Annotated in this window: 18 protein-coding genes and 1 riboswitch; of the genes, 9 read left to right on the forward strand and 9 right to left on the reverse strand. The window is 70.0% G+C overall.

Annotated elements, in window-relative coordinates:
- Window positions 1-32: 32 nt before the first annotated feature.
- The 4 genes from CSC64_RS09545 to ilvC form a co-directional block, all read right to left on the reverse strand.
- Window positions 33-1,283, reverse strand: coding sequence for a threonine dehydratase (locus CSC64_RS09545; RefSeq protein ID WP_162435091.1), 1,251 nt, complete (start codon window positions 1,281-1,283; stop codon window positions 33-35).
- A gap of 96 nt (window positions 1,284-1,379) precedes the next feature.
- The gene (locus tag CSC64_RS09550) at window positions 1,380-1,682 is read right to left on the reverse strand and encodes an ACT domain-containing protein (RefSeq protein ID WP_162435092.1); all 303 of its coding nucleotides are present in this window, start codon (window positions 1,680-1,682) and stop codon (window positions 1,380-1,382) included.
- Entirely contained in the window at window positions 1,666-3,459 is a 1,794-nt protein-coding gene (ilvG, locus tag CSC64_RS09555) for an acetolactate synthase 2 catalytic subunit (protein ID WP_162435093.1), read from the reverse strand. The genes CSC64_RS09550 and ilvG overlap by 17 nt, the downstream gene beginning before the upstream one ends.
- Window positions 3,456-4,490, reverse strand: coding sequence for a ketol-acid reductoisomerase (gene ilvC / locus CSC64_RS09560; protein ID WP_162435094.1), 1,035 nt, complete (start codon window positions 4,488-4,490; stop codon window positions 3,456-3,458). The genes ilvG and ilvC overlap by 4 nt, the downstream gene beginning before the upstream one ends.
- A 477-nt stretch (window positions 4,491-4,967) precedes the next feature.
- Between ilvC and ilvD the strand changes: the two genes are divergently transcribed.
- Together ilvD and ggt are read left to right on the forward strand one after the other, a co-directional pair.
- Window positions 4,968-6,806, forward strand: coding sequence for a dihydroxy-acid dehydratase (gene ilvD / locus CSC64_RS09565; RefSeq protein WP_162435095.1), 1,839 nt, complete (start codon window positions 4,968-4,970; stop codon window positions 6,804-6,806).
- A 151-nt stretch (window positions 6,807-6,957) separates the two neighbouring features.
- Window positions 6,958-8,682: a gamma-glutamyltransferase gene (gene ggt / locus CSC64_RS09570; RefSeq protein WP_162435096.1), complete on the forward strand. Its 1,725-nt coding sequence runs from the start codon at window positions 6,958-6,960 to the stop codon at window positions 8,680-8,682.
- Window positions 8,683-8,730: 48 nt separating this feature from the next.
- On the opposite strand, the gene CSC64_RS09575 is transcribed toward ggt, so the two are convergent.
- Window positions 8,731-9,225 carry a PEGA domain-containing protein gene (locus tag CSC64_RS09575; RefSeq protein ID WP_202922350.1) on the reverse strand — a complete coding sequence of 165 codons (495 nt, stop codon included), beginning with the start codon at window positions 9,223-9,225 and terminating at the stop codon, window positions 8,731-8,733.
- A gap of 467 nt (window positions 9,226-9,692) precedes the next feature.
- Between CSC64_RS09575 and CSC64_RS09580 the strand changes: the two genes are divergently transcribed.
- The 4 genes from CSC64_RS09580 to CSC64_RS09595 all read left to right on the forward strand — a co-directional run bounded on the left by CSC64_RS09580 (window position 9,693) and on the right by CSC64_RS09595 (window position 14,047).
- Window positions 9,693-10,943, forward strand: a complete 1,251-nt coding sequence (locus CSC64_RS09580; RefSeq protein WP_162435097.1) for a glycoside hydrolase 5 family protein — start codon at window positions 9,693-9,695, stop codon at window positions 10,941-10,943.
- Between the two features lie 53 nt (window positions 10,944-10,996).
- A riboswitch (TPP riboswitch) is annotated at window positions 10,997-11,103 on the forward strand.
- 112 nt (window positions 11,104-11,215) lie between these two features.
- Window positions 11,216-13,108, forward strand: coding sequence for a phosphomethylpyrimidine synthase ThiC (gene thiC, locus CSC64_RS09585; protein WP_162435098.1), 1,893 nt, complete (start codon window positions 11,216-11,218; stop codon window positions 13,106-13,108).
- 80 nt (window positions 13,109-13,188) lie between these two features.
- Window positions 13,189-13,359, forward strand: a complete 171-nt coding sequence (locus CSC64_RS09590) for a hypothetical protein (RefSeq protein WP_238389922.1) — start codon at window positions 13,189-13,191, stop codon at window positions 13,357-13,359.
- 1 nt (window position 13,360) lies between these two features.
- On the forward strand, window positions 13,361-14,047 hold the full coding sequence (locus CSC64_RS09595; protein WP_162435100.1) for an ion channel: 687 nt from the start codon (window positions 13,361-13,363) through the stop codon (window positions 14,045-14,047).
- A 41-nt stretch (window positions 14,048-14,088) separates the two neighbouring features.
- Here CSC64_RS09595 and ppa read toward each other — a convergent pair whose 3' ends face one another.
- From ppa to CSC64_RS09610, 3 genes are all read right to left on the reverse strand, one after another.
- On the reverse strand, window positions 14,089-14,622 hold the full coding sequence (ppa, locus tag CSC64_RS09600; protein ID WP_162435101.1) for an inorganic diphosphatase: 534 nt from the start codon (window positions 14,620-14,622) through the stop codon (window positions 14,089-14,091).
- Between the two features lie 221 nt (window positions 14,623-14,843).
- Window positions 14,844-16,871: a sodium-translocating pyrophosphatase gene (locus CSC64_RS09605; RefSeq protein ID WP_162435102.1), complete on the reverse strand. Its 2,028-nt coding sequence runs from the start codon at window positions 16,869-16,871 to the stop codon at window positions 14,844-14,846.
- Window positions 16,872-17,135: 264 nt separating this feature from the next.
- Entirely contained in the window at window positions 17,136-18,392 is a 1,257-nt protein-coding gene (locus tag CSC64_RS09610) for a 6-phosphofructokinase (protein ID WP_162435103.1), read from the reverse strand.
- A 144-nt stretch (window positions 18,393-18,536) separates the two neighbouring features.
- On the opposite strand from CSC64_RS09610, the gene CSC64_RS09615 reads away from it, so the two are divergent.
- From CSC64_RS09615 to CSC64_RS09625, 3 genes are all read left to right on the forward strand, one after another.
- On the forward strand, window positions 18,537-19,100 hold the full coding sequence (locus tag CSC64_RS09615; protein ID WP_162435104.1) for an adenylate kinase: 564 nt from the start codon (window positions 18,537-18,539) through the stop codon (window positions 19,098-19,100).
- Window positions 19,101-19,308: 208 nt separating this feature from the next.
- Window positions 19,309-20,706 carry a UDP-N-acetylmuramate:L-alanyl-gamma-D-glutamyl-meso-diaminopimelate ligase gene (gene mpl / locus CSC64_RS09620; protein ID WP_162435105.1) on the forward strand — a complete coding sequence of 466 codons (1,398 nt, stop codon included), beginning with the start codon at window positions 19,309-19,311 and terminating at the stop codon, window positions 20,704-20,706.
- Window positions 20,706-21,302: an LON peptidase substrate-binding domain-containing protein gene (locus CSC64_RS09625; RefSeq protein WP_162435106.1), complete on the forward strand. Its 597-nt coding sequence runs from the start codon at window positions 20,706-20,708 to the stop codon at window positions 21,300-21,302. Before mpl ends, CSC64_RS09625 begins: the two co-directional genes overlap by 1 nt.
- On the opposite strand, the gene CSC64_RS09630 is transcribed toward CSC64_RS09625, so the two are convergent.
- A complete protein-coding gene (locus CSC64_RS09630; RefSeq protein ID WP_162435107.1) occupies window positions 21,214-23,316 on the reverse strand; it encodes a bifunctional DedA family/phosphatase PAP2 family protein in 2,103 nt (700 codons plus the stop codon). The two genes, CSC64_RS09625 and CSC64_RS09630, sit on opposite strands and share 89 nt — an antisense overlap.
- Window positions 23,317-23,322 lie beyond the last annotated feature (6 nt).

Raw genomic sequence — 23,322 nt, forward strand, 5'->3', positions numbered from 1 at the left:
GACCTGGGTGGGGGCTTGGGACCGGGGCGCGTTCACCAGGTGAATTCCTCTTCGCTGACGTGCTCTGGCGCGCTCGGCGCCATTGGGACGGAAATGGTGGGTGAGTGGGACAGGTTAGCGGCAGGGCGGCGCCTTGCCACCGTGCCTTTCGTCGCAGGAGCAGGTGCGGCTGGGCCAGGCGGCCCGTCCGCGGCGACGGACGGCGGCTCGACGGTGCGGCGGCGCGGCTTGCGCGGCGGCCGCGGCCGCACTTCGGAGAGCAGCGCGGCCAGGGTGGTCGCGTCGATGTTGCCGCCGGACACCACGGCGCACTTGCGCCTGCCGGCGACGCGGCGGCCGGCGGCCAGGGCCAGCGCGCCGGCACCCTCGGCGATCAGGTTCTCCTCCAGCGCCAGCCGCACCAGGGTCTCGCGCAGCTCGGCCTCGCGGACGATGACCACGTCGTCGAGCAGGCGCGCGCACAGGCGGCGGGTGATGAAGCCGGGCACCTTGACCCGGACGCCGTCGGCCAGCGAGCGGGCCGGGTCGATCGCGCGGGTGTCGCCACGGATCGCGCGCGCCATCGAATCCACGCCCTCGACCTGGGCGCCGACCACGCGCACGCCCTGCGCCTTCAGCGCCAGGGCCACGCCCGAGGCCAGGCCGCCGCCGCCGATCGGGACGATGACCACGTCCGGCGCGTGCGGTGCGATCTCGATGCCGATGGTGCCCTGGCCGGCGATCACATCCGGGTCGTCGAACGCGGACAGGAAGCGGTAGTCATTCTGCGCGGCCAGCTGGCGGGCGAAGGCGTAGGCCTCGTCGTAGCTGTCGCCATGCTGGCGCACGGTCGCGCCCCAGTGGGCGACGCCGGCGATCTTGTTCTCCGGTGCGCCGTGCGGCATCACCGTGATCGCCTGCACGCCCAGGCGGTACGCGGCCCAGGCCACGCCCTGGGCGTGGTTGCCGGCCGAGGCGCAGATCACCGGGCGATGGTCGCCGCGTTCGCGCGCGGCCAGCATCGCGTTGAGCGCGCCGCGTACCTTGTACGAGCCGGTGCGCTGCAGGTTCTCCAGCTTGAGCATCACCCCGAAGCGTTCGGCATGGTGCATGGGCGTCACCGGCAGGTAGCGGCGCAGCCGCGACTGCGCGGCGAGCACGTCGGCGACGCCGACTTCGGCCACCACCGCCTCACCGTCCGCCACGCTGGCGGCCGTTCGACCGCGTGCACCCACGCCCGTGACCCCGACGTCGCCGACGTCGGCCTCCTTCGGGCCGGTGCTGGCGCGGCCGCTGTCAGGCATCGCCGCCGCACCCCGGGCAATGGCGAAGAAGGCACCTCCGGACCATGGCCTCCGCGGGGGCGGCCATGGCGGGTGCGAAGCGGGCGGGAATGCGCGTCATGCTGCCACCTGCGGCGCGTGCCGCGGCGTCGCATCGTCGCGGGCCGCGCCTTCGAACGGCGCGGTCTCGACCGGCACGATCGCGACCGACTCGCAGTCGTAAACCTTCTGCAGCTGGCGCTTCAGGGTCTCGGCCGGGCGGCTGCCGTCGACCACCAGCTGCAGCCGCCAGCGACCGTCGCCATCTTCACTGCCGCCGCTGATCGCGCACGGCGCGAAGCCGCGGCGCTCGGTCATCCCGATCACCCGGACCAGCGCGCCCTCCACGGGCCTCAGCACCAGGTCAAGCCGGTAACGCATGCGCGGACTCCGCCTTCTGTTCGTTGGGATTGGAATCCAGCATCTGGCTGTTGGCCGTGTTCGGCGGCACCAGCGGCCAGACGTTGGCGCGCGCGTCGATCTTCACGTGCAGCAGGCCCGGCCCCGGCGCGGCCAGCAGAGCGGCCAGCGCGTCCTCGACCTCGCTGCGCTGCTCGATCCGGGTGGCGGGAATGCCGCACACCTGGGCCAGCGCGGCGAAGTCCGGGTTGTCGGACAGGTCGATCTCGCTGTAGCGCTTTTCGAAGAACAGTTCCTGCCACTGCCGGACCATGCCCAGCGAACTGTTGTCCAGCAGGATCATCTTCACCGGCAGCCTGCAGCGGGCGATGGTCACCAGCTCCTGCACGTTCATCATGAAGCCGCCGTCGCCGTTGACCAGGACCACGGTGCGGTCGGGGAAGGCGAACTGCGCGCCCATCGCCGCCGGCAGGCCGAAGCCCATCGTGCCCAGCGCGCCGGAGGTCAGGTGGTTGCGCGGATGCGAGAAGCGGCAGTGCTGCGCCACCCACATCTGGTGCTGGCCCACGTCGGCGGTCACGATCGCGTCCGGCGCCAGCTCGCTGACGCGCTTGAGCAGCGCCGGCGCGTAGATGTCCTGGCCGGGCGCGTCGTAGCGGGCGGCGTGGCGCTCGCGGTTCTTGCCGCAGCGCTGGCGCCAGTCGTCCTGCGGGTCCTTCGCGGGAGCCGGTGCATCCATGTGCCGGGATTCAACGGGGGAGCCGGCGCGATACCGCGCCGCCAGCCCGGCCGTGAGCGCGCGCAGGCCCGCGGCGACGTCGCCGGCCAGGGCCACGTCGGCGGTGCGCAGCTTGGAGATCTCGTACGCGTCCGCATCCAGGTGCACGACGCGGGCGAACGGCGCGAACTCGGCCAGCTTGCCGGTGGCGCGATCGTCGAAGCGGGCGCCGACCACCACCAGCAGGTCCGATTCCTGCACGGCGATGTTCGCCGCGCGGGTGCCGTGCATGCCCAGCATGCCCAGGAACTGCGGGTGGTTGCCCGGCAGCGCGCCCAGGCCGCGCAGGGTCAGCACGGTCGGGATGCGGGTGGCCTCAACGAACTGGCGGAACTCCGCCGCCGCGTCGGCGATGCCGATGCCGCCGCCACCGTAGACGACGGGTTTTTCCGCCGCGGCGATCACCGCGATCGCCTCGGCCAGCGCGGCGTCGGCCGGCGCCGGTTCGCGCGCCACTTCCGCCGGCACGTGCGCCGGCAGGTGCGTGGCGGCGCCGACCTGCACGTCCTTGGGCAGGTCGATCAGCACCGGGCCGGGCCGGCCCTCGCGGGCCAGGCGGAAGGCCTCGGCCAGCACCCGCGGCAGGTCGTCGACCTTCCGCACCAGGAAGCTGTGCTTGACGATCGGCATGGTCATGCCGAACACATCCAGCTCCTGGAACGCATCGGTGCCCAGCAGCGGCGTGCCGACCTGGCCGGTGATGCAGACCATCGGCACCGAGTCCAGCAGCGCATCTGCAATGCCGGTCACCAGGTTCGACGCGCCCGGGCCGGACGTGGCCACGCACACGCCGACCCTGCCGCTGGCGCGCGCGTAGCCGTTGGCGGCCAGTGCCGCGCCCTGCTCGTGCCGCACCAGGATGTGGCGCAGCTTCGAGTCCACCAGCGCGTCGTAGAACGGCATGATCGCGCCGCCCGGATAGCCGAAGATCGTATCCACCCCCTCGGCTTCCAGCGCATGCGCGACCCAGGCCGCGCCATTGCGCAGCCCGGCCGCCGCAGTGGGGGAGGTGGCGTTCATGCGGCGGCGGGCCTCTTGGCGGTGGCGTCGTCGGCGTCGCTGGCGTCCGGCTGGGCGTTGGACTGCAGCCAGACCATCTTCGCGCGCAGTTCGCGGCCGACCTTCTCGATCGGATGGTCCTTGTCGGCCTGCTGGAACTTGCGGTAGTTCGGCAGGCCGGCGTCGTACTCGGCCTGCCAGTTGCGGGTGAAGGTGCCGTTCTGGATGTCGGTCAGCACGTCCTTCATCCGCGCCTTCACCGACGCGTCGATCACCCGCGGGCCGCTGACGAAGTCGCCGTACTGCGCGGTCTCGGAGATGAATTCCAGCATGCGGGTGATGCCACCCTCGTAAAACAGGTCGACGATCAGCTTCAGTTCGTGCAGCACTTCGTAGTAGGCGATTTCCGGCTGGTAGCCGGCCTCGACCAGGGTCTCGAAGCCGGCCTGCACCAGCGAGGAAGCGCCGCCGCACAGCACGGCCTGCTCGCCGAACAGGTCGGTTTCGGTCTCTTCCTTGAAGGTGGTCCGGATGATGTTGGCGCGCGCGCCGCCCAGGCCCGCGGCATAGGCCAGGGCCAGCTGCTCGGCCTTGCCGCTCCGGTCCTGGTACACCGCGTAGATGCACGGCACGCCGCGGCCGATCTCGTACTCGCGGCGCACCAGCGCGCCCGGGCCCTTCGGCGCGACCAGGACCACGTCCAGATCCTCGCGTGGGGCGATCATGCCGAAGTGCACGTTGAGGCCGTGGGCGAACAGCAGGCAGGCGCCGGGCTTCATGTTGGCGGCCAGCACGTCCTCGTAGAGCTTCTTCTGGACCATGTCCGGGGTCAGCACCGCGACCAGGTCGGCGTCCTTCACCGCCTCGGCCGGCGCCTTGACCACGAAGCCGTCGGCCTGCGCCTTGGCTTCGGTCGGCCCGCCCGGACGCAGGCCGATGGTCACGTCGAAGCCGGAATCGCGCAGGTTCAGTGCGTGCGCGCGGCCCTGGCTGCCGTAGCCGACGATCGCGACGCTCTTGATGGACGCGGGTGGGTTGGTGGTGCTGGTCATGGCGTGTTCCTGTGCGGTTCGATGGGGTGGAGGTAACGCGAAAGGGGATGGAATGTGCCGTAAACGATTTGTTTCTGCTGATAGTTTCCGCGGCGTGCGACGGCCAACAAAAAACCCCGCGCCTTCCGGTGCGGGGTTTTGCGAATCTGGCGTCCTGTTCTGCTTACGCGCCGGTTCGTCCCGCACCTGGTGGCGAGGTAATAAGGACGAGGACGAGGAGCGGCTGCGCGCCGTGGGGCGCGTCGTGGCGGCTGGTCAGGGGCATGTGGCGGTGCAACATGACTCGCAGGAAAGCACGCCGGTTCCCGGCTTGTCAAGCACTCGTCGCCGGCGCTTTACTGTTGCAACTGCAACCGAGGAAACGCAGCACAATCCGTGCCGGTTTCAGCTTTCAGACGTTCCTCCGCCGCGTGCCGCGTGCACGCCCGCCGCGCACGCTTCCGCACGCGCCAGCCTCCGCCAGCGTTCTCCCGACCGATGCCCGACTACCGCTCCCGAACCTCCACCCATGGCCGCAACATGGCCGGTGCCCGCGCGCTGTGGCGCGCCACCGGCATGCAGGACGACGACTTCCACAAGCCGATCGTGGCCATCGCCAACTCGTTCACCCAGTTCGTCCCGGGCCACGTGCACCTGAAGGACCTCGGCCAGCTGGTGGCGCGCGAGATCGAGCGCGTGGGCGGGGTGGCCAAGGAGTTCAACACGATCGCCGTCGACGACGGCATCGCCATGGGCCACGACGGCATGCTGTATTCGCTGCCCAGCCGCGAGCTGATCGCCGACGCGGTCGAGTACATGGCCAACGCGCATTGCGCCGACGCGCTGGTGTGCATCTCCAACTGCGACAAGATCACCCCGGGCATGCTGATGGCCGCGCTGCGGCTGAACATCCCCACGGTGTTCGTCTCCGGCGGGCCGATGGAAGCGGGCAAGACACGCCTGGCCGACCACAAGCTCGACCTGATCGACGCGATGGTGATGGCGGCCGATCCGACGGCCTCCGACGAGCAGGTCGCCGCGGTCGAGCGCAGCGCGTGCCCGACCTGCGGCTCGTGCAGCGGCATGTTCACCGCCAACTCGATGAACTGCCTGACCGAGGCGCTGGGCCTGTCGCTGCCGGGCAACGGCACGGTGCTGGCCACCCACGCCGACCGCGAGGCGCTGTTCCGGCGCGCCGGCGTCACCGCGGTGGAGCTGTGCCCCCGCTGGTACGGCGCGGAGGATGCGAGCGCGCTGCCGCGCGGCATCGCGACCCTGGCCGCGTTCAAGAACGCGATGACCCTGGACATCGCCATGGGTGGCTCGACCAACACCATCCTGCACCTGTTGGCCGCCGCGCAGGAGGCCGAAGTCCCGTTCGGCATGCGCGACATCGATCGCCTTTCAAAGCGCGTGCCGCAGCTGTGCAAGGTCGCGCCGAACACGCAGAAGTACCACATCGAGGACGTGCACCGCGCCGGCGGGATCATGGCGATCCTGGCCGAGCTGGCGCGCGGCGGGCTGCTCGACACGTCCGTGCCGACCGTGCACTCGAAGACCCTCGGCGAGGCGCTGGCGAAGTGGGACATCACCGCCACCTCCGACGAGGCGGTGCACACGTTCTTCAAGGCTGGCCCGGCGGGGATCCCGACCCAGGTCGCCTTCAGCCAGGCCACGCGCTGGCCGTCGCTGGACGCCGACCGCGCCGAGGGCTGCATCCGCGACATGGCGCACGCGTTCTCGAAGGAAGGCGGCCTGGCCGTGCTCCACGGCAACATCGCCGTGGACGGCTGCGTGGTGAAGACCGCCGGCGTGGACGAGTCGATCCACGTGTTCGAAGGCAACGCGCGGGTCTACGAAAGCCAGGACGCGGCGGTGAAGGGCATCCTCGGCGACGAGGTCCAGGCCGGCGACGTGGTGGTGATCCGCTACGAAGGCCCCAAGGGCGGGCCGGGCATGCAGGAAATGCTGTACCCGACCAGCTACCTGAAGTCGAAAGGCCTGGGCAAGCAGTGCGCGCTGCTCACCGACGGCCGCTTCTCCGGCGGCACCTCGGGCCTGTCGATCGGCCACGCCTCGCCGGAAGCGGCGGCCGGCGGCGCGATCGGCCTGGTCCGCGACGGCGACCCCACCCGCATCGATATCCCCGCGCGCAGCATCGACCTGCTGGTGGGCGACGACGAACTGGCGCGTCGCCGCGCCGAACAGGACGCGAAGGGCTGGAAGCCGGCGCTGCCGCGCGAGCGCAAGGTCAGCACCGCGCTCAAGGCCTACGCCCTGCTCGCCACCAGCGCCGACAAGGGCGCAGTCCGCGACAAGGCACTCCTCGACCGCTGATCCCTCCTGTAGGAGCCCACTTCAGGGGGCGACCCCGCGCCGCATGAAGATGCCGCGTCCAGCGCGCTCCCGTCCGGAGCGCGCACTGCCGCCACGCAGTGCCGCGCGCCGCTTCAGGTATCGTGGGCGGCAGTCCCGACCCGCCACGACCATGCGCCGCTTCCCCGCCCTGCTTGCCCTTGCCTCTCTTTGCGCGGCCGGCACCGCCCCAGCCGCCGACCGCATCACCGGCGAACTGTTCGCCACCCGCTCGGAGGTGATCGCCCCGCATGCGATGGCCGCCACCTCGCATCCGCTGGCCACCCAGGTCGCGCTGGACGTGATGAAGCAGGGCGGCTCGGCGATGGACGCGGCGATCGCCGCCAACGCCGCGCTCGGGCTGATGGAGCCGACCGGCAACGGCATCGGTGGCGACCTGTTCGCGATCGTGTGGGATCCGAAGACGAAGAAGCTTTACGGCTACAACGGCTCCGGCCGCTCGCCGCAGTCGCTGACCCTGGCCGAGTTCCAGCGTCGCGGGCTGAAGGACATCCCGGTGCACGGCCCGCTGCCGGTGTCGGTGCCCGGTGCGGTCGACGGCTGGTTCGCCCTGCACGACCGCTTCGGCCGCCTGCCGATGGCCGACAACCTGGCCCCGGCGATCCGCTACGCGCGCGAAGGCCATCCGGTGCACGAGGTGATCGCCTACTACTGGGACCGCTCGGTGCCGCGGCTGTCGCAGTATCCCGGCTTCAGGGAGCAGTTCACCCTCGACGGCCGCGCCCCGCGCAAGGGCGAGCTGTGGAAGAACCCGAACCTGGCCGACACCCTGCAGAAGATCGCCGACGGTGGCCGCGATGCGTTCTACAAGGGCGACATCGCCCGCAGCATCGACGCCTACTTCCGCGCCAACGGCGGCTTCCTTTCCTACGAGGACCTGGCCGCGCACCAGGGCGAGTGGGTCGAGCCGGTGTCCACCAACTACCGCGGCGTGGACGTGTGGGAGCTGCCGCCCAACAGCCAGGGCATCGCCGCGCTGCAGATGCTCAACGTGCTCGAGGGCTACGACTTCTCGGAGATCGCGTTCGGCTCGCCCGAGCATGTACACCTGTTCGTGGAGGCCAAGAAGCTGGCGTTCGCCGACCGCGCGCGCTTCTACGCCGACCCGGCGTTCCAGCCCGCGCCCGTTGGCAAGCTGGTGTCGAAGGGGTACGCGGCCGAGCGCCGCAAGCTGATCTCGCCCGACAAGGCCCTGCGCGAAGTGCAGCCGGGCACGCCCCGGCAACTGGAGGAGGGCGACACCATCTACCTGACCACCGCCGACGCGGACGGCATGATGGTTTCGCTGATCCAGTCCAACTACCGCGGCATGGGCAGCGGCATGGCGCCGCCGGGGCTAGGCTTCATCCTGCAGGATCGCGGCGAGATGTTCGTGCTCGCCGGCTGCGATGCGCAGCCGCGGCATCCGAACTGCTACGCGCCGGGCAAGCGCCCGTTCCAGACCATCATTCCCGCCTTCATCACCAAGGATGGGAAGCCGTGGGTGAGCTTCGGCGTGATGGGTGGGGCGATGCAGCCGCAGGGGCACGTGCAGATCGTGATGAACCTGGTCGATTTCGGCATGAACCTGCAGGAAGCCGGCGACGCGCCGCGGATCCAGCACGAGGGTTCGACCGAGCCGACCGGGCAGGGCACGGCGATGAGCGATGGCGGCGCGGTCAACCTGGAGACCGGCTTCCCGTATGAAACCGTGCGCGCGCTGATGCGCAAGGGTCATCGCATCGTCTTCGCCGATGGGCCGTTCGGCGGTTACCAGGCGATCCTGCGCGATCCGGAGAGCGGGGTGTATTCCGGCGCCTCGGAAAGCCGCAAGGACGGGCAGGCGGCGGGGGATTGAACTACCGCGGGGAATGGGATCCCCGCGGTAGCTTGTGGTGCCGGGCGCTTATGCCTTCTTCTTGTCCTTTTTCGATTTCATGTATTCCTCGGGCGTCTGGCCATTCTCCGGCACAGCAGGCAGCGTGGGGGCTTCGCAGCCGGCGCTGCTTTCGATCAGTTGCACGACCAGTGGATTGGGCCGCAATTCCTTGGTTGCCCCGGAAGCGGCATCCACGCCAACGCCAATCAGGCCGCCCACGAGCACATTTCCGGCCATACCCGCGGCGCCGGCACCCGAGACCTGGCTCTGTATGGTCGTTACCACGGGATCGAAGCCGGCTTTGCACAGTTCGACGGTGACCGGATACTTCCGCTTTACTTTCAACGTGCAAGGCGTGCCGCATTGCTCCCCGTTGGAAAGAGAGGCGGTAGCACCGGAAGGTGAAGTCTCGATGGTAAGCGCCTGCGTCGTACCCCGGGTAACCGTGGCGCAACCGCTGGTGGCGAGCATGACAGACACGACGGCGAGGCCCGAAATGGCCCGGCCGGAAAAGATCGACATGAATTGTTCCCCTGTAAGTGCCCGATTCCCCAATCAGGCTGGGCGATATTCCAGCATGGCCGCCTCGAAGCCGACAAGAGACGTTGGTCACATCCGGGCAACGATACCGGCCCGCTCGATGCGACTGTCGGCGTCTCCCGCGCAGTCGGCGCAGGTGGGCGTCGTCAAGCAAGCGCCGGATAAGCGCATCGGGGCGGCGGTGTGCACTGCAACGTGCTTCCCCATCCTGTCCTGGGTCTAATGGCGCCATCAGGCCACGGAGGCTTCAAGTGCGTGAGATATCGTTACCTTTCAGGCTTCGGCTCGGAATCAGCCATTGGGGGCGCCGCTGGCGGATGGTGCCGTGGCTGCTGGCCTGCGCTTTGGGCGCCTGTTCCGGCGAGTCGGGTGAGATTACTGCTACGGACACCGCCACCGATCCAAGTGTGTCTCGTGCTGCCGTTGCATCTCCCGCCATCGAACCAGCCATGCAGTCCGGTTTCGTCCAGGTCCAGGGCACCGGCTTCGTCCTCGACGGCAAGCCCTACCGCTTCGCCGGCGCCAACTTCTGGTACGGCGCCTACCTCGGTGCGCCCGATGGCGTCGGCGACCGCGAACGCCTGCGCGCCGAACTCGACCAGCTCAAGGCCGCCGGCATCGACAACCTGCGCGTGCTGGCCATGTCCGAGGCCAGCGGCTTCAAGCGCGGTGTACGCCCCGCGGTCATGGGTGCGCCAGGCGAATACGACGAACAGCTGCTGCAGGGCCTGGACTACCTGCTCGCCGAGATGGGCAGGCGCGACATGAAGGCGGTGCTCTACCTCAACAACTTCTGGCAGTGGTCCGGCGGCATGTCGCAGTACGTGGCCTGGGCCACCGGGGGCTCGGTGGCCGACCACGACCCGGACCTGACCGGCGACTGGAACGGGTTCATGCAGAACTCGGCGCGCTTCTACGCGATCCCCCAGGCCCAGGCCTGGTACCGCGACGCGATCCGCACCGTGGTCGTCCGCAGCAACAGCATCACCGGCGTGGCCTACGTGGACGATCCCACGGTGATGTCCTGGCAGCTGGCCAACGAACCGCGGCCGGGCAGCGACGCCGGTGGCCAGGCCAACGCCGATGCCTACGTGCGCTGGATCGACGAAACCGCAGGTTTCATCCACGGCCTGGCGCCGAAACAGCTGGTCAGCACCGGCAGCGAGGGCGAGATGGGTTCGGCCGGCGACATGGAGCTGTTCGTCCGCGCGCACGCCACGCCCAACGTTGACTACCTGACCTTCCACCTGTGGCCGTCGAACTGGAGCTGGATCGACCACAAGGATCCGGCGGCGCGGCTGGATTCCGGGCTGGCGACCTCGCTGGACTACATCGACCGGCACATCGACGTCGCCGCCCGGCTGGGCAAGCCGATCGTGCTGTCCGAGTTCGGCCTCAACCGCGACCTGGGTTCGTACGACCCGGCCTCGGGCACGCAGGCGCGCGACCGCTTCTGCCAGGCCATCTACGACCGCCTGCTGCAGCGCATGCAGGCCGGCGACGCCATCGCCGGCTCGAACTTCTGGGCCTGGGGCGGCCGCGGCCGCACCGGCAACGCCGACTGGATGTGGGCGCCCGGCGATCCGTTCACCGGCGATCCGCCGCAGGAGGCGCAGGGCCTGTTCTCGCTGTTCGACAGCGACGCCTCGACCCTGGCGATCGTCTCGGCGCATGCGCGCGCGGTGCGGGCGCTGCCATAGGCCCCACCATTCGCCTGCGCACTGGCGCGCCCGCGCGTTTGCCGGTCTAATGCCCGGCGAAGCGGGGGTACCGGCGGCGCCAGCAAGGGCCACGGTTGAGACAGTCCCTTGGAACCTGATCCGGCTGATACCGGCGTAGGGAAGCTTTCGCGGGGCGCCTGCGTCCCGTGTCCGCCCGCTCCGGGCGGTGCGCGCGACGTGCCTGCACGCCGCGTCGCGACCGCCATGGTCCGCACGTCCGTGCGGCGATCCATGTATCGAGCGGAGCATCCATGAACGCCAGCATCAAACCGGAAGCGCGCGCCTCCCTGGTCCAGCAGGCCGAGCAACTGTCCGGATCCGTGACCCGGCCGATCCCCGGTTCGCGCAAGATCCACGTCGAAGGTTCGCGCCCCGACATCCGCGTGCCGATGCGCGAGATCGCGCTGACCCGCACGCCCACCGTGTTCGGCGGCGAGGAGAATCCGCCGGTCACCGTGTACGACACCTCCGGCCCGTACACCGACCCGGAGGCATGCATCGACCTGTCCACGGGCCTGCCGGCATTGCGCGCGCAATGGATCGCCGACCGCGGCGACACCGCGCTGCTGCCGGCGTTGAGCTCGGAATTCGGCCGCGGCCGCGAACACGACCCGAAGCTGGCCGCGGTGCGCTTCCCCGGCCGCGTGCTGCCGCGCCGCGCCATCGCCGGCGCCAACGTCACCCAGATGCATTACGCCCGCCGCGGCATCGTCACCCCGGAGATGGAGTTCGTGGCGATCCGCGAGAACCAGCGCCTGGAGGCGGTGCGCGACGCCGGCCTGCTGGCCCAGCACCCGGGCGAATCGTTCGGCGCGAGCATCCCGAAGATCATCACCCCGGAGTTCGTGCGCGACGAGATCGCCCGCGGCCGCGCGATCCTGCCCAACAACATCAACCACCCGGAAAGCGAGCCGATGATCATCGGCCGCAATTTCCTCACCAAGATCAACGCCAACATCGGCAACTCCGCGGTGTCCTCGGGCATCGCCGAAGAAGTGGAGAAGCTGGTGTGGGCGATCCGCTGGGGCGGCGACACGGTGATGGACCTGTCCACCGGCAAGCACATCCACGAGACCCGCGAGTGGATCATCCGCAACTCGCCGGTGCCGATCGGCACGGTGCCGATCTACCAGGCGCTGGAGAAAGTCGACGGCCGCGCCGAGGAGCTGACCTGGGAGATCTTCCGCGACACCCTGATCGAGCAGGCCGAGCAGGGCGTGGACTACTTCACCATCCACGCCGGGGTGCTGCTGCGCTACGTGCCGCTGACGGCCAAGCGCGTCACCGGGATTGTTTCCCGCGGCGGTTCGATCCTGGCCAAGTGGTGCCTGGCCCACCACCGCGAGAACTTCCTCTATACCCATTTCGAGGAGATCTGCGAAATCATGAAGGCCTACGACGTGGCCTTCTCCCTCGGCGACGGCCTGCGCCCGGGCTGTATTGCAGACGCCAACGACGCGGCCCAGTTCGGCGAGCTGGAAACGCTGGGCGAGCTGACGAAGATCGCCTGGAAGCACGACGTCCAGACCATGATCGAGGGCCCCGGCCATGTGCCGATGCAGTTGATCAAGGAGAACATGGACAAGCAGCTGCGCGAGTGCGGCGAGGCCCCGTTCTACACCCTCGGTCCGCTGACCACCGACATCGCGCCCGGCTACGACCACATCACCTCGGCGATCGGTGCCGCGATGATCGGCTGGTTCGGCACCGCGATGCTCTGCTACGTCACCCCGAAGGAACACCTGGGCCTGCCCAACCGCCAGGACGTGCGCGACGGGATCATGGCCTACCGCATCGCCGCCCACGCCGCCGACCTGGCCAAGGGCCACCCGGGCGCGCAGGTGCGCGACAACGCGCTGAGCAAGGCAAGATTCGAATTCCGCTGGGAGGACCAGTTCCACCTCGGCCTGGATCCGGAGAAGGCCCAGGAGTTCCACGACGAGACCCTGCCCAAGGACGCGCACAAGCTGGCCCACTTCTGCTCGATGTGCGGCCCGCATTTCTGCTCGATGAAGATCACCCAGGACGTGCGCGACTACGCCGCCGAGCACGGGGTCGACGAGCAGGCTGCGCTGGAAGCGGGCATGGCGGAGAAGTCGGCCGAGTTCCGCGAGCAGGGCGCGCAGGTGTACCGGCTGGGCTGAGCGCCGCCCGGGCGCCGCTGCGGCCCCTGCCGGCCGCGGCGGCGATGCGCTATCGTCGCCGCATTCCGGCAATGCCGAGGATGGCTATGAGTGCAGGCAGCAGCGTGGTCAAGGTCGGCGTGGGCTTCGGCACCGCCCTGGCCATCACCATTTCCTGGACGGCGAACAAGTCGCTGCTTTGGGTGCTCATCCACGGCATCCTCGGCTGGATCTACGTCGTCTACTACGCCCTGTTCAAGCACTTCGGCTGAGATGCGACCGCTCCTCGGCCTGCGCTGGCTGGTCAGGGCCCGGCGGCATCCGTCGGCGCTGCTGCTGGCGGTACAGCTGCTGGGCGTGCTGCTGTACCCGCTGATGGAGAGGGCGGCCGCCGGGCGCGCGCTGTTCGGCGCGTTCGGCATCCTGGTGCTGCTGCTGGCGGTGTGGGTGGTCAAGCGCAGCCCGGCGCTGAGCTGGGTGGCCTGGGGCCTGGCGCTGCCGGCGGTGCTGCTGTCCGGCGCGGGTGCGCTGCTGGAGCAGCCGGCGCTGTGGGCAATGTCGCAGGCGCTGGAAAGCCTGCTGTATTTCTACGCCGCCGGCAGCCTGACCGCTTACATGCTGGCCGACCACGAGGTCACCCGCGACGAACTGTATGCGGCCGGCGCGACCTTCACCCTGCTGGCATGGGCGTTCGCCTTCGCCTTCTCGGTGTGCCAGATCGTCTACCCGGGCAGCTTCGTGGCGGTGTCCGAAGGCGCGCACCGCAGCTGGATGGAGCTGCTGTACCTGAGCTTCAGCCTGCTGTCGGGCGTGGGCCTGAGCGACGTGGTGCCGGTGCTGCCGCAGGCGCGCGCGCTGGTGATGCTGGCCCAGTTCGCGGGGGTCATGTACATCGCGCTGGTGGTGTCGCGGCTGATCGGGTTGAGCATCACCGCGCGCCGCTCGGGCGAGGGCGGCTGATCCGCGGGGGGGCGCCGGCCATTGGCCGGCGCCGCGGGCGATCAGGCCTTGTCGGCCGCGCGCTGCATCGATTCGAGCAGGATCTTCCTGGCTTCCGCGGCGTCGCCCCAGCCGTCGAGCTTGACCCACTTGCCCTTCTCCAGGTCCTTGTAGTGCTCGAAGAAGTGGCCGATGCGCTCCAGCCAGTGCGGCGAGACCTGGCCGATGTCCTCGACGTGGGCGTAGCCGGAGAACACCTTGGACACCGGGACGGCCAGGATCTTCTCGTCGCCGCCGGCCTCGTCGGTCATCTTCAGCACGCCGACCGGGCGGCAGCGCACCACCGAGCCGGGGATCAGCGGCAGCGGCAGCACCACCAGCACGTCGGCCGGGTCGCCGTCGCCGCACAGGGTGTGGGGCACGTAGCCATAGTTGCACGGGTAGCGCATCGGGGTGGAGAGGATGCGGTCGACGAAGATCGCGCCGCTTTCCTTGTCCACTTCGTACTTCACCGGCTCGGAGTCCTTCGGGATCTCGATGATGACGTTGATTTCGTCCGGCGGGTTGCGCCCGGAATTGACCTGGTCGAGGCCCATCTGCTGCTCCGTGGGAAACGCGGTTGAAGAGGGCGGGCATTTTACGCCTTTGTCTGCTGCGGCGCACAAAGCCAGCCCCCTGCAGGAGCGGGCATGACCGCGACCCGGCGTCGGCACAGGGGCCGGCGTCGTGGTTCCGACGCCCGGTCGCGGCCATGTCCGCTCCTACAAACACGAAGCCCCGGCATGGCCGGGGCTTCGATTCAAGCAGGATCAATGGCTTACAGCAGCGGCACCAGCAGCAGCGCCACGATGTTGATGATCTTGATCAGCGGGTTGATCGCCGGGCCGGCGGTGTCCTTGTAGGGGTCGCCGACGGTGTCGCCGGTGACCGCGGCCTTGTGCGCCTCGCTGCCCTTGCCGCCGAAGTGGCCATCCTCGATGTACTTCTTGGCGTTGTCCCAGGCGCCGCCGCCGGTGGTCATCGAGATCGCCACGAACAGGCCGGTGACAATGGTGCCGATCAGCAGGCCGCCCAGCGCCTTCGGCCCCAGCAGCAGGCCAACCACGATCGGCACCGCCACCGGCAGCAGCGACGGCACGATCATCTCCTTGATCGCCGAGCGGGTCAGCATGTCCACCGCCTTGTCGTACTGCGGCTTGCCGGTGCCCTGCATGATCCCGGGGATCTCGCGGAACTGGCGGCGCACTTCCTCCACCACCGCGCCGGCGGCGCGGCCGACCGCTTCCATCGCCATCGCACCGAACAGGTACGGGATCAGGCCGCCGATCAGCAGGCCGATGATCACGGTGTGGTCGGACAGGTCGAAGGTGAACACCTGGCCCGGGTTGTTGGCCTGCAGGTTGTGGGTGTAGTCGGCGAACAGCACCAGTGCCGCGAGGGCGGCCGAACCGATCGCGTAACCCTTGGTCACCGCCTTGGTGGTGTTGCCCACCGCGTCCAGCGGGTCGGTGACGTTGCGCACCTCAGGCGGCAGCTCCGACATCTCGGCGATGCCGCCGGCGTTGTCGGTGATCGGGCCGTAGGCGTCCAGCGCCACGATCATGCCGGCCATCGACAGCATCGCGGTGGCGGCAATCGCTATCCCGTACAGGCCGCCGTGCAGGTAGGCGAACCAGATCGCGGCGCACACCGCCACCACCGGCAGCGCGGTCGACTTCATCGACACGCCGAGGCCGGCGATGATGTTGGTGCCGTGGCCGGTGGTCGAAGCCTGGGCGACGTGCTGCACCGGCTTGTACTGGGTGCCGGTGTAGTACTCGGTGATCCACACGATCAGGCCGGTCAGGACCAGGCCGATCAGCGCGCAGATGTACAGGTTGAGCGCGCCGTGCGCGTTGTCGGCCATCAGCGCGGTGGTGATCGGCCAGAACGCGATCGCCGCCAGCACGCCGGAGACGATCACGCCCTTGTACAGCGCGCCCATGATCGAACCGCCGGGCTTCACCTTGACGAAGAACGCGCCGATGATCGAGGCGATGATCGACACGCCGCCCAGCACCAGCGGATACAGGATCGCGTTGCGGCCGACCTCGTCCATCATCAGCCCGCCCAGCAGCATGGTCGCGATGACCGTGACCGCGTAGGTCTCGAACAGGTCGGCGGCCATGCCTGCGCAGTCGCCGACGTTGTCGCCGACGTTGTCGGCGATCACCGCCGGGTTGCGCGGATCATCCTCGGGGATGCCGGCCTCGACCTTGCCGACCAGGTCGGCGCCCACGTCGGCGCCCTTGGTGAAGATGCCGCCACCCAGGCGGGCGAAGATCGAGATCAGCGAGGAGCCGAACGCCAGCCCGACCAGCGCATGCAGGTTGTCGGCCTGGCTCAGCCCCAGCCGCTGCAGCAGCCAGTAGTAGCCGGCCACGCCCAGCAGGCCCAGGCCGACCACCAGCATGCCGGTGATCGCGCCGCCGCGGAACGCCACGTCCATCGCCGGGCCCAGGCCCTTGCGCGCGGCTTCGGCGGTGCGCACGTTGGCGCGCACCGACACGTTCATGCCGATGTAGCCGGCCAGGCCGGACAGCACCGCGCCGATCGCGAAGCCGATCGCGGTGTACCAGCTGAGGAAGAAGCCGACCAGCACGAACAGCGCCGCGCCGGCGATGGCGATGGTCAGGTACTGGCGGTTGAGGTAGGCGCGCGCGCCTTCCTGGATGGCAGCGGCGATCTGCTGCATGCGCTCGTTGCCCGCCGGTTGCGCCAGGATCCAGCGCGCGGACACGATGCCGTAAAGGATTGCAAGGACAGCGCAGAGCAGTGCCAGCGCCAAACCGTATTGTTCCAGCATGAACCCCTCCCAAGGTTGATGGATGCCGCCCGGGGATGGACGAACAGGGTCAACCGCCGGGCGAGCCGTGGAGCACTGGAACGGCCCGTATCCGAAGCGCGTATACCGTGTTCAACATCCCTGGAGTGGCCCGAGTATGACCGCAGCGCCGGTCGGAAGGCCACCCGTCGCGCCTGCGGGAGGTGGCAGGCTGCGCATTCCGCGCTGGATCCCGGGGCCCGGAGGGGGGCGCCGGCGGGTCGCCGGCGCCGGAGGGCGTCGCGCTCAGCCTTCCCAGGCCGGCAGCTTCTTCTTCACCGCCACGTTCTTCAGCGTCACGTACTTGGGCAGGCCGTCGCGGCCCCAGGGCAGCGGGGCTTCGCCGCGGATCAGCGGTTCCAGGTACTCGCGTGCCTTCGCGGTGATGCCGTAGCCGTCCTTGCGGATGAAGCCGGCCGGCATGGTCTTCTCGTGGTTGGCGACCTTGTGCAGCGGCGCCGGCTCGATCTTCCAGCGGTAGGGCGCGGACGAGGTGCGCACGATCACCGGCATCACCGAGTTCATGCCCTTGAGCGCGTACTGCACCGCGGCCTTGCCCACCGCCTGTGCCTGTTCCCAGTCGGTCTTCGAGGCGACGTGGCGGGCCGAGCGCTGCAGGTAGTCGGGCAGGGTCCAGTGGACCTTGTAGCCGAGGTTGTCCTTGACCTTGCCGGCCAGGTACGAGGCCACGCCGCCGAGCTGGGTGTGGCCGAAGGCGTCCTTGCCGCCGCCGGCGTCGGCGACGAACCTGCCGTCCTTGTCGTGGATGCCCTCGCTGGCCACCACCACGCACCAGCCGACCTTCTTCACCACCTTGTCGACCTGGGCCAGGAACGCGGCCTCGTCGTAGGCGCGCTCGGGGAACAGGATGATCTGCGGGGCCTCGTCCGGCGACTGCCCGGCCAGGCCGGCGGCGGCGGCCAGCCAGCCGGCGTGGCGGCCCATGGCCTCGTAGACGAACACCTTGGTCGAGGTCTCGGCCATCGCGGCCACGTCCAGCGCGGCCTCGCGCACGGACACGGCGGTGTATTTGGCCGCCGAGCCGAAGCCCGGGCAGGTGTCGGTCACGGCCAGGTCGTTGTCGATGGTCTTGGGCACGCCGATGCACTGCAGCGGGTAGCCGAAGGCCTGGGCCAGCTGCGAGACCTTCCAGGCGGTGTCGGCCGAGTCGTTGCCGCCGTTGTAGAGGAAGTAGCGCACGTCGTGCGCCTTGAGCACCTCGAGCAGGCGCTCGTACTTCGCCCGGTCCGCCTCGACCGACTTGAGCTTGTAGCGGCAGGAGCCGAAGGCGCCACCGGGGGTGTGGGCCAGGGCTTCGATGGCCGCGGTCGACTCCTTCGAGGTGTCCACCAGCTCCTCGCGCAGGGCGCCGAGGATGCCGTTGCGGGCGGCCAGCACCTTCACCCCGCGCGCGCGCGCCTCGCGGATGACGCCGCTGGCGGTGGCGTTGATGACGGCGGTGACGCCGCCGGACTGGGCGTAGAGCAGGGTGCCTTGGACCATGGTAGGGGTTCCTCGGGGACGGAATTTTGGGGCGGTGCGTCCGGATGCGGTAAAGTGTTTTCCGATGGTGCGGTGCAACGCGGACGCGGGGACGGAAGTCTAGCGCCCCGGGCCGCCACGGAACATTTCTCCAGGGAGCAATCGATGCGACTGGTACTACTCGGCCCGCCCGGTTCGGGCAAGGGAACGCAGGCTGCGCGCCTGAAGGAAACCCTCGGCGTCCCCCATATCTCCACCGGCGACCTGCTGCGCGCCGAAGTGGCTGGCGGGACGCCGCTTGGCCTGCAGGCCAAGGAAGTGATGGCCCGGGGCGACCTGGTGTCCGACGATATCCTGCTGGGCATGCTCGAATCGCGCCTGGGCCGCGACGACGTGGCCGACGGCTTCATCCTCGACGGCTATCCGCGCAACCTGGCACAGGCCGGGGCGCTGGACGGGCTGCTGGCCAAGATCGGCCAGCCGCTGGACGCGGTGGTGCAGCTGGACGTGGGCACCGACCTGCTGGTCGAGCGGATCGCCGGCCGGGCGCAGGCCGAGGGCCGCGCCGACGACAACCCCGAATCGGTGCGCAAGCGCCTGCAGGTCTACAACGATTCCACCGCGCCGGTGATCGGCTTCTACGCGGACCGCGGCACGCTGACGCGGGTCGACGGGGTCGGCACGATGGACGAGATCACTTCGCGGATTCTGGCCGGCCTCAAGGGCTGAGTCGCGGGCTCTTGTAGGAGCCCACTTCAGGGGGCGACGCGAAGGCGACTGGCTGCAGCGGCGTTCGACACGGACGATCCGGAGGTTGCGCGTTGAACGACGCGCCTTGTGGTGTCGTCGGGTCGCCCCCTGAAGTGGGCTCCTACAGGGAGCGGAAGTCGGGCGAGGGGAAGGGGCGCCGGCGCGCCATTTCGGTGACAATCGGCGCATGAGCAGGATCCATATCCTCGGCATCGCCGGGACTTTCATGGGCGGCGTGGCCGCGCTGGCGCGGGAACTGGGCTTCGAGGTCGAAGGCAGCGACCAGGCGGTGTATCCGCCCATGTCCACCCAGCTGGAAAAACTCGGCATCGGCCTGCGCCAGGGCTACCTGCCCGGGAACATCTCCGCCGATGCCACGGAAATCGTCATCGGCAACGCGCTGTCCCGCGGCAATCCCGCCGTGGAGCAGGTGCTGGACGACGGGCGCCGCTACACCTCCGGCGCGCAGTGGCTGGCCGAGCGCGTGCTGCCGGGGCGCACCACCCTGGCGGTGGCCGGCACCCACGGCAAGACCACCACCACCAGCATCCTCGCCTTCCTGCTGCAGGCGGCCGGGCGCGATCCGGGCTTCCTGATCGGCGGCGTGGCCGAGGACTTCGGTACCTCGGCGCGGCTGGGCGGCGGGCGCGAGTTCGTGGTGGAGGCCGACGAGTACGACACCGCCTTCTTCGACAAGCGCAGCAAGTTCGTCCACTACCGGCCCACGGTCGCCATCCTCAACAACCTCGAGTACGACCACGCCGACATCTTCCCGGACCTGGCCGCGATCCAGCGCCAGTTCCACCACCTGGTGCGCACCGTGCCGCGCAATGGCCGGCTGCTCGTCAACGGCGAGGACGCGAACCTGGCCGAGGTGCTGGCGGCCGGCTGCTGGACGCCGGTGGAGACCTTCGGCCTGGACGACGCAGCGGTGGCCATCGCGCGTGCCGATGGCGGCGTTGGCTTCGACTGGAGCGCCCGCCTGCTCGAACCCGACGGCAGCGCCTTCACCGTGCTCCATCGCGGCGAAGCGCTGGGCACCCTGCGCTGGCCGCTGCTCGGCCGCCACAACGTGATGAACGCGCTGGCCGCGCTGGCGGCCGCGCATGCGGTCGGCGTGCAGCCGGCGCAGGTGATCCCGGCGCTGGCCGGCTTCGCCAGCGTCAAGCGCCGGCTGGAAGTGCTGGGCACGTGCGGCGGGATCACCGTGTACGACGATTTCGCCCACCACCCGACCGCGATCCGCACCACTCTGGAAGGCCTGCGGGCGAAGGTGGGCGATGCGCGGATCGTGGTCGCGATGGAGCCGCGCAGCAATTCGATGCGACTGGGCGCGCACGCCGCCGCGCTGGCGCCCTCGCTGGACCTGGCCGACGCGGTGGTGTTCCTGCACCGCCCGGAACTGGCCTGGGATGCCGGCAAGGTGGTTGCGGCGCTGCGCGGCCAGGCCCGCACCGCGGCCGATGCCGATGCATTGCTGGAGGCGCTGCGCGAGGAAGCGCGCGCGGGTGACCACGTCGTGTTCATGTCCAATGGCGGCTTCGACGGTGCGCCGCGCCGCTTCGTGGCGATGCTGGGAGCGTGATGGAAAGCGAGTCGCTGCCGCTGTTCCCGCTGCACGCCGTGCTGTTGCCGGGCGCACCGCTGGGGCTGCGGGTGTTCGAGCGGCGCTACCTGGACCTGGTCGCCGAATGCGGCCGCGCCGGCACCGGCTTCGGCATCTGCCTGATCCTGGAGGGCGAGGAGGTCGGCACGCCGGCCACGCCGGCCGCGTTCGGGGTCGAGGCGCGGATCGAGGATTTCGGCAACGACCGCAACGGCCTGCTGACCCTGCAGGTGCGCGGTGGCCGCCGCTTCCGCGTGGCCCGCACGCGGGTGCGCGACAACGGCCTGCTGGTGGGCGAGGTGCGCTGGTGCGACGACACCGGCACCGCGGCGCTGCAGCCGCAGCACGCGGCGATGGCCACCCTGCTGGCCGAACTGCTGGACAAGGTCGGCGGCGAATATCCCGGCCTGGGGCATGCCGGCGCCAACCTGCGCCAGCTCGAGGACGCGGCCTGGGTCGGCTGGCGCCTGGCCGAACTGCTTCCGGTCAGCGACGAGCAGCGCCTGGCGCTGCTGCAGGAGGACGATCCGCACCGGCGCCTGGACCGGCTGCTGGAGTGGATGGACGAGGAATAGCCGGCGCCTCCGCGGCCTCGACGCCGTCGGTGCGCAGGCGCAGCACCGGCAGCTTCGAATCCGGGTGCGGCGCCACCGCGTGCGGCAGGTCGGCCAGCGGACCCAGCAACTGGCCCAGGGCCGGCTCGGCGCCGCGCTGCGGGCGCCAGGTCACGACCAGGCCCAGGTCGGGGCGGAAATGCAGGGTCTGGGTGGTGCCCACCCACAGCGGCACGCTGCCCGGCTGCAGGTTGACCGGCGTCGGCCACAGCCGCAGCACGTGGCGTGCCTGGCCGCCGGGCGCATCCTTGATCATCAGCAGCGCTTCGGTGCGCGCGTCCAGGGTCGCCGGCAGCACCGGCACCCGGTCCGGTTCGCCGTCGGTGTCGAGCAGGTTCACCACCCGCTCCCATTTCGCCTGCGGCTGCACCCGCCAGCCGGCCGCTTCCAGGCGCAGGCGCAGCGGCGCCAGCGGGCCGGCGACCTGCACGTCCAGCGGCCAGCGCAGTTCATCGTCGAACTCGTTGCGCCGTGCCGGCTGCAGCATCCATTCGTGGCTCCACCAGTCCTCCAGGTCCTGCACCACCGCCGGCGGCGGCGGTGGCTCGAACTTGGCCAGCTTGGCCTCGACATTGCGCGGCGCGTACCACAGCGCGGCGGCGACGAAGACGCCGTAGAAGGTCCACGCCACCGGCTTGACCCAGAACGAGCGGTTGAAGCGCCGGCGGTAGGCAATGCCCAGCACCAGCAGCCAGACGATGCCCAGCAGCATCCCGCCGACCACGTCGCTGAGCCAGTGCGCGCCCAGGTACAGGCGGGCGAAGCCGATCAGCGCCACCACCACGCCGGAGACCAGGTACGGCCAGATCCGGTCGCGGCCGGGCAGTTCGCGCGCGATCAGCACGGCGAAGAAGCCGAAGGCGATGGTCGACATCGTCACCGCGATCGAAGGGAAGCCGAAGCCGCTGCTCGCACCCGGCGGGCGGACCACCTCCACGGTATTGCCCAGCAGCCAGGTCAGCGCCAGGCCGAAGGCCAGCGCCGCCAGCCAGTGCGCCGCCGCCATCCAGCGCTGGCGCCAGACGAAATAGCCCAGCACCGCCGCGCAGGCCGGCGCCAGCACCGGCCAGTCGCCGAGCGAGGCCAGCGCCGCCATCGGGTAGTCGGCCAGCGGGTTGCGCAGCGCCAGCATGAGCTCGTGCACGGCCAGGTCCATGGCCAGCGGCTCGCCATGGCCGACCACCGCCACCAGCAGTGCGAACCAGGCCCAGCCGATGCCCAGCAGCAGCACCGCCAGCAGCGCCAGCGAAGTGGATTCGCGGTGCGCCGGATCGAACACCGCCGCCGAATGCCGGCCCATCACCGGATGCCGGTGGCTCCAGTCCAGCGCGCGCGCCAGCAGCGAGTCGGCGTGGTCGGCGAACCAGCGGTAGGTGTAGAGCACCCAGGCCCATGCCAGGGCGAGCACGCCCAGCAGCAGCGCCAGCACGATCACCAGGTGGCCGGCGACCGCGGCCACCGCGTCGTAGGCGCGGCCCAGCACCCAGCCCGGCGCCAGGAACAGCATTCCCCAGGACAGGCAGGCCAGGCCGCTGGTGAACAGGTAGCGCCGCACCGGCATCCGCGCCATGCCGGCGATCGCCGGCACGAACGGACGCACCGCGCCGACGTAGCGCGCCGCCAGGATCGCCTTGAACGCGTTGCGCCGGAACAGGACCTCGCCGCGGCCGAGCAGCTGCGGGTAGCGGCGGAACGGCCACACCCCGTGCAGGCGCCCGCCCCAGCGGCGGCCGATCCAGTAGCTCAGGCCGTCGCCGAGGAACGCGCCCACGGTCACGCAGGCCAGCGCGTACGGCCCGGAAATCTCGCCCATGCCGACCAGCACGCCGACCGCGACCAGCAGCGGCAGCGCCGGCACGATCGCGCCGACGACGATCAGGGCGTCGCAGAAGGCGATGGCGAATATCACCAGGCCGGCGAGGACGGGGTTGTTCCCGATCCACGCCAGCACGGCGTCCATCCAGGTGGAATCCATGGGCGC

The organism is Pseudoxanthomonas koreensis, from assembly GCF_010093225.1.
Classification (GTDB): Bacteria; Pseudomonadota; Gammaproteobacteria; order Xanthomonadales; family Xanthomonadaceae; genus Pseudoxanthomonas; species Pseudoxanthomonas koreensis.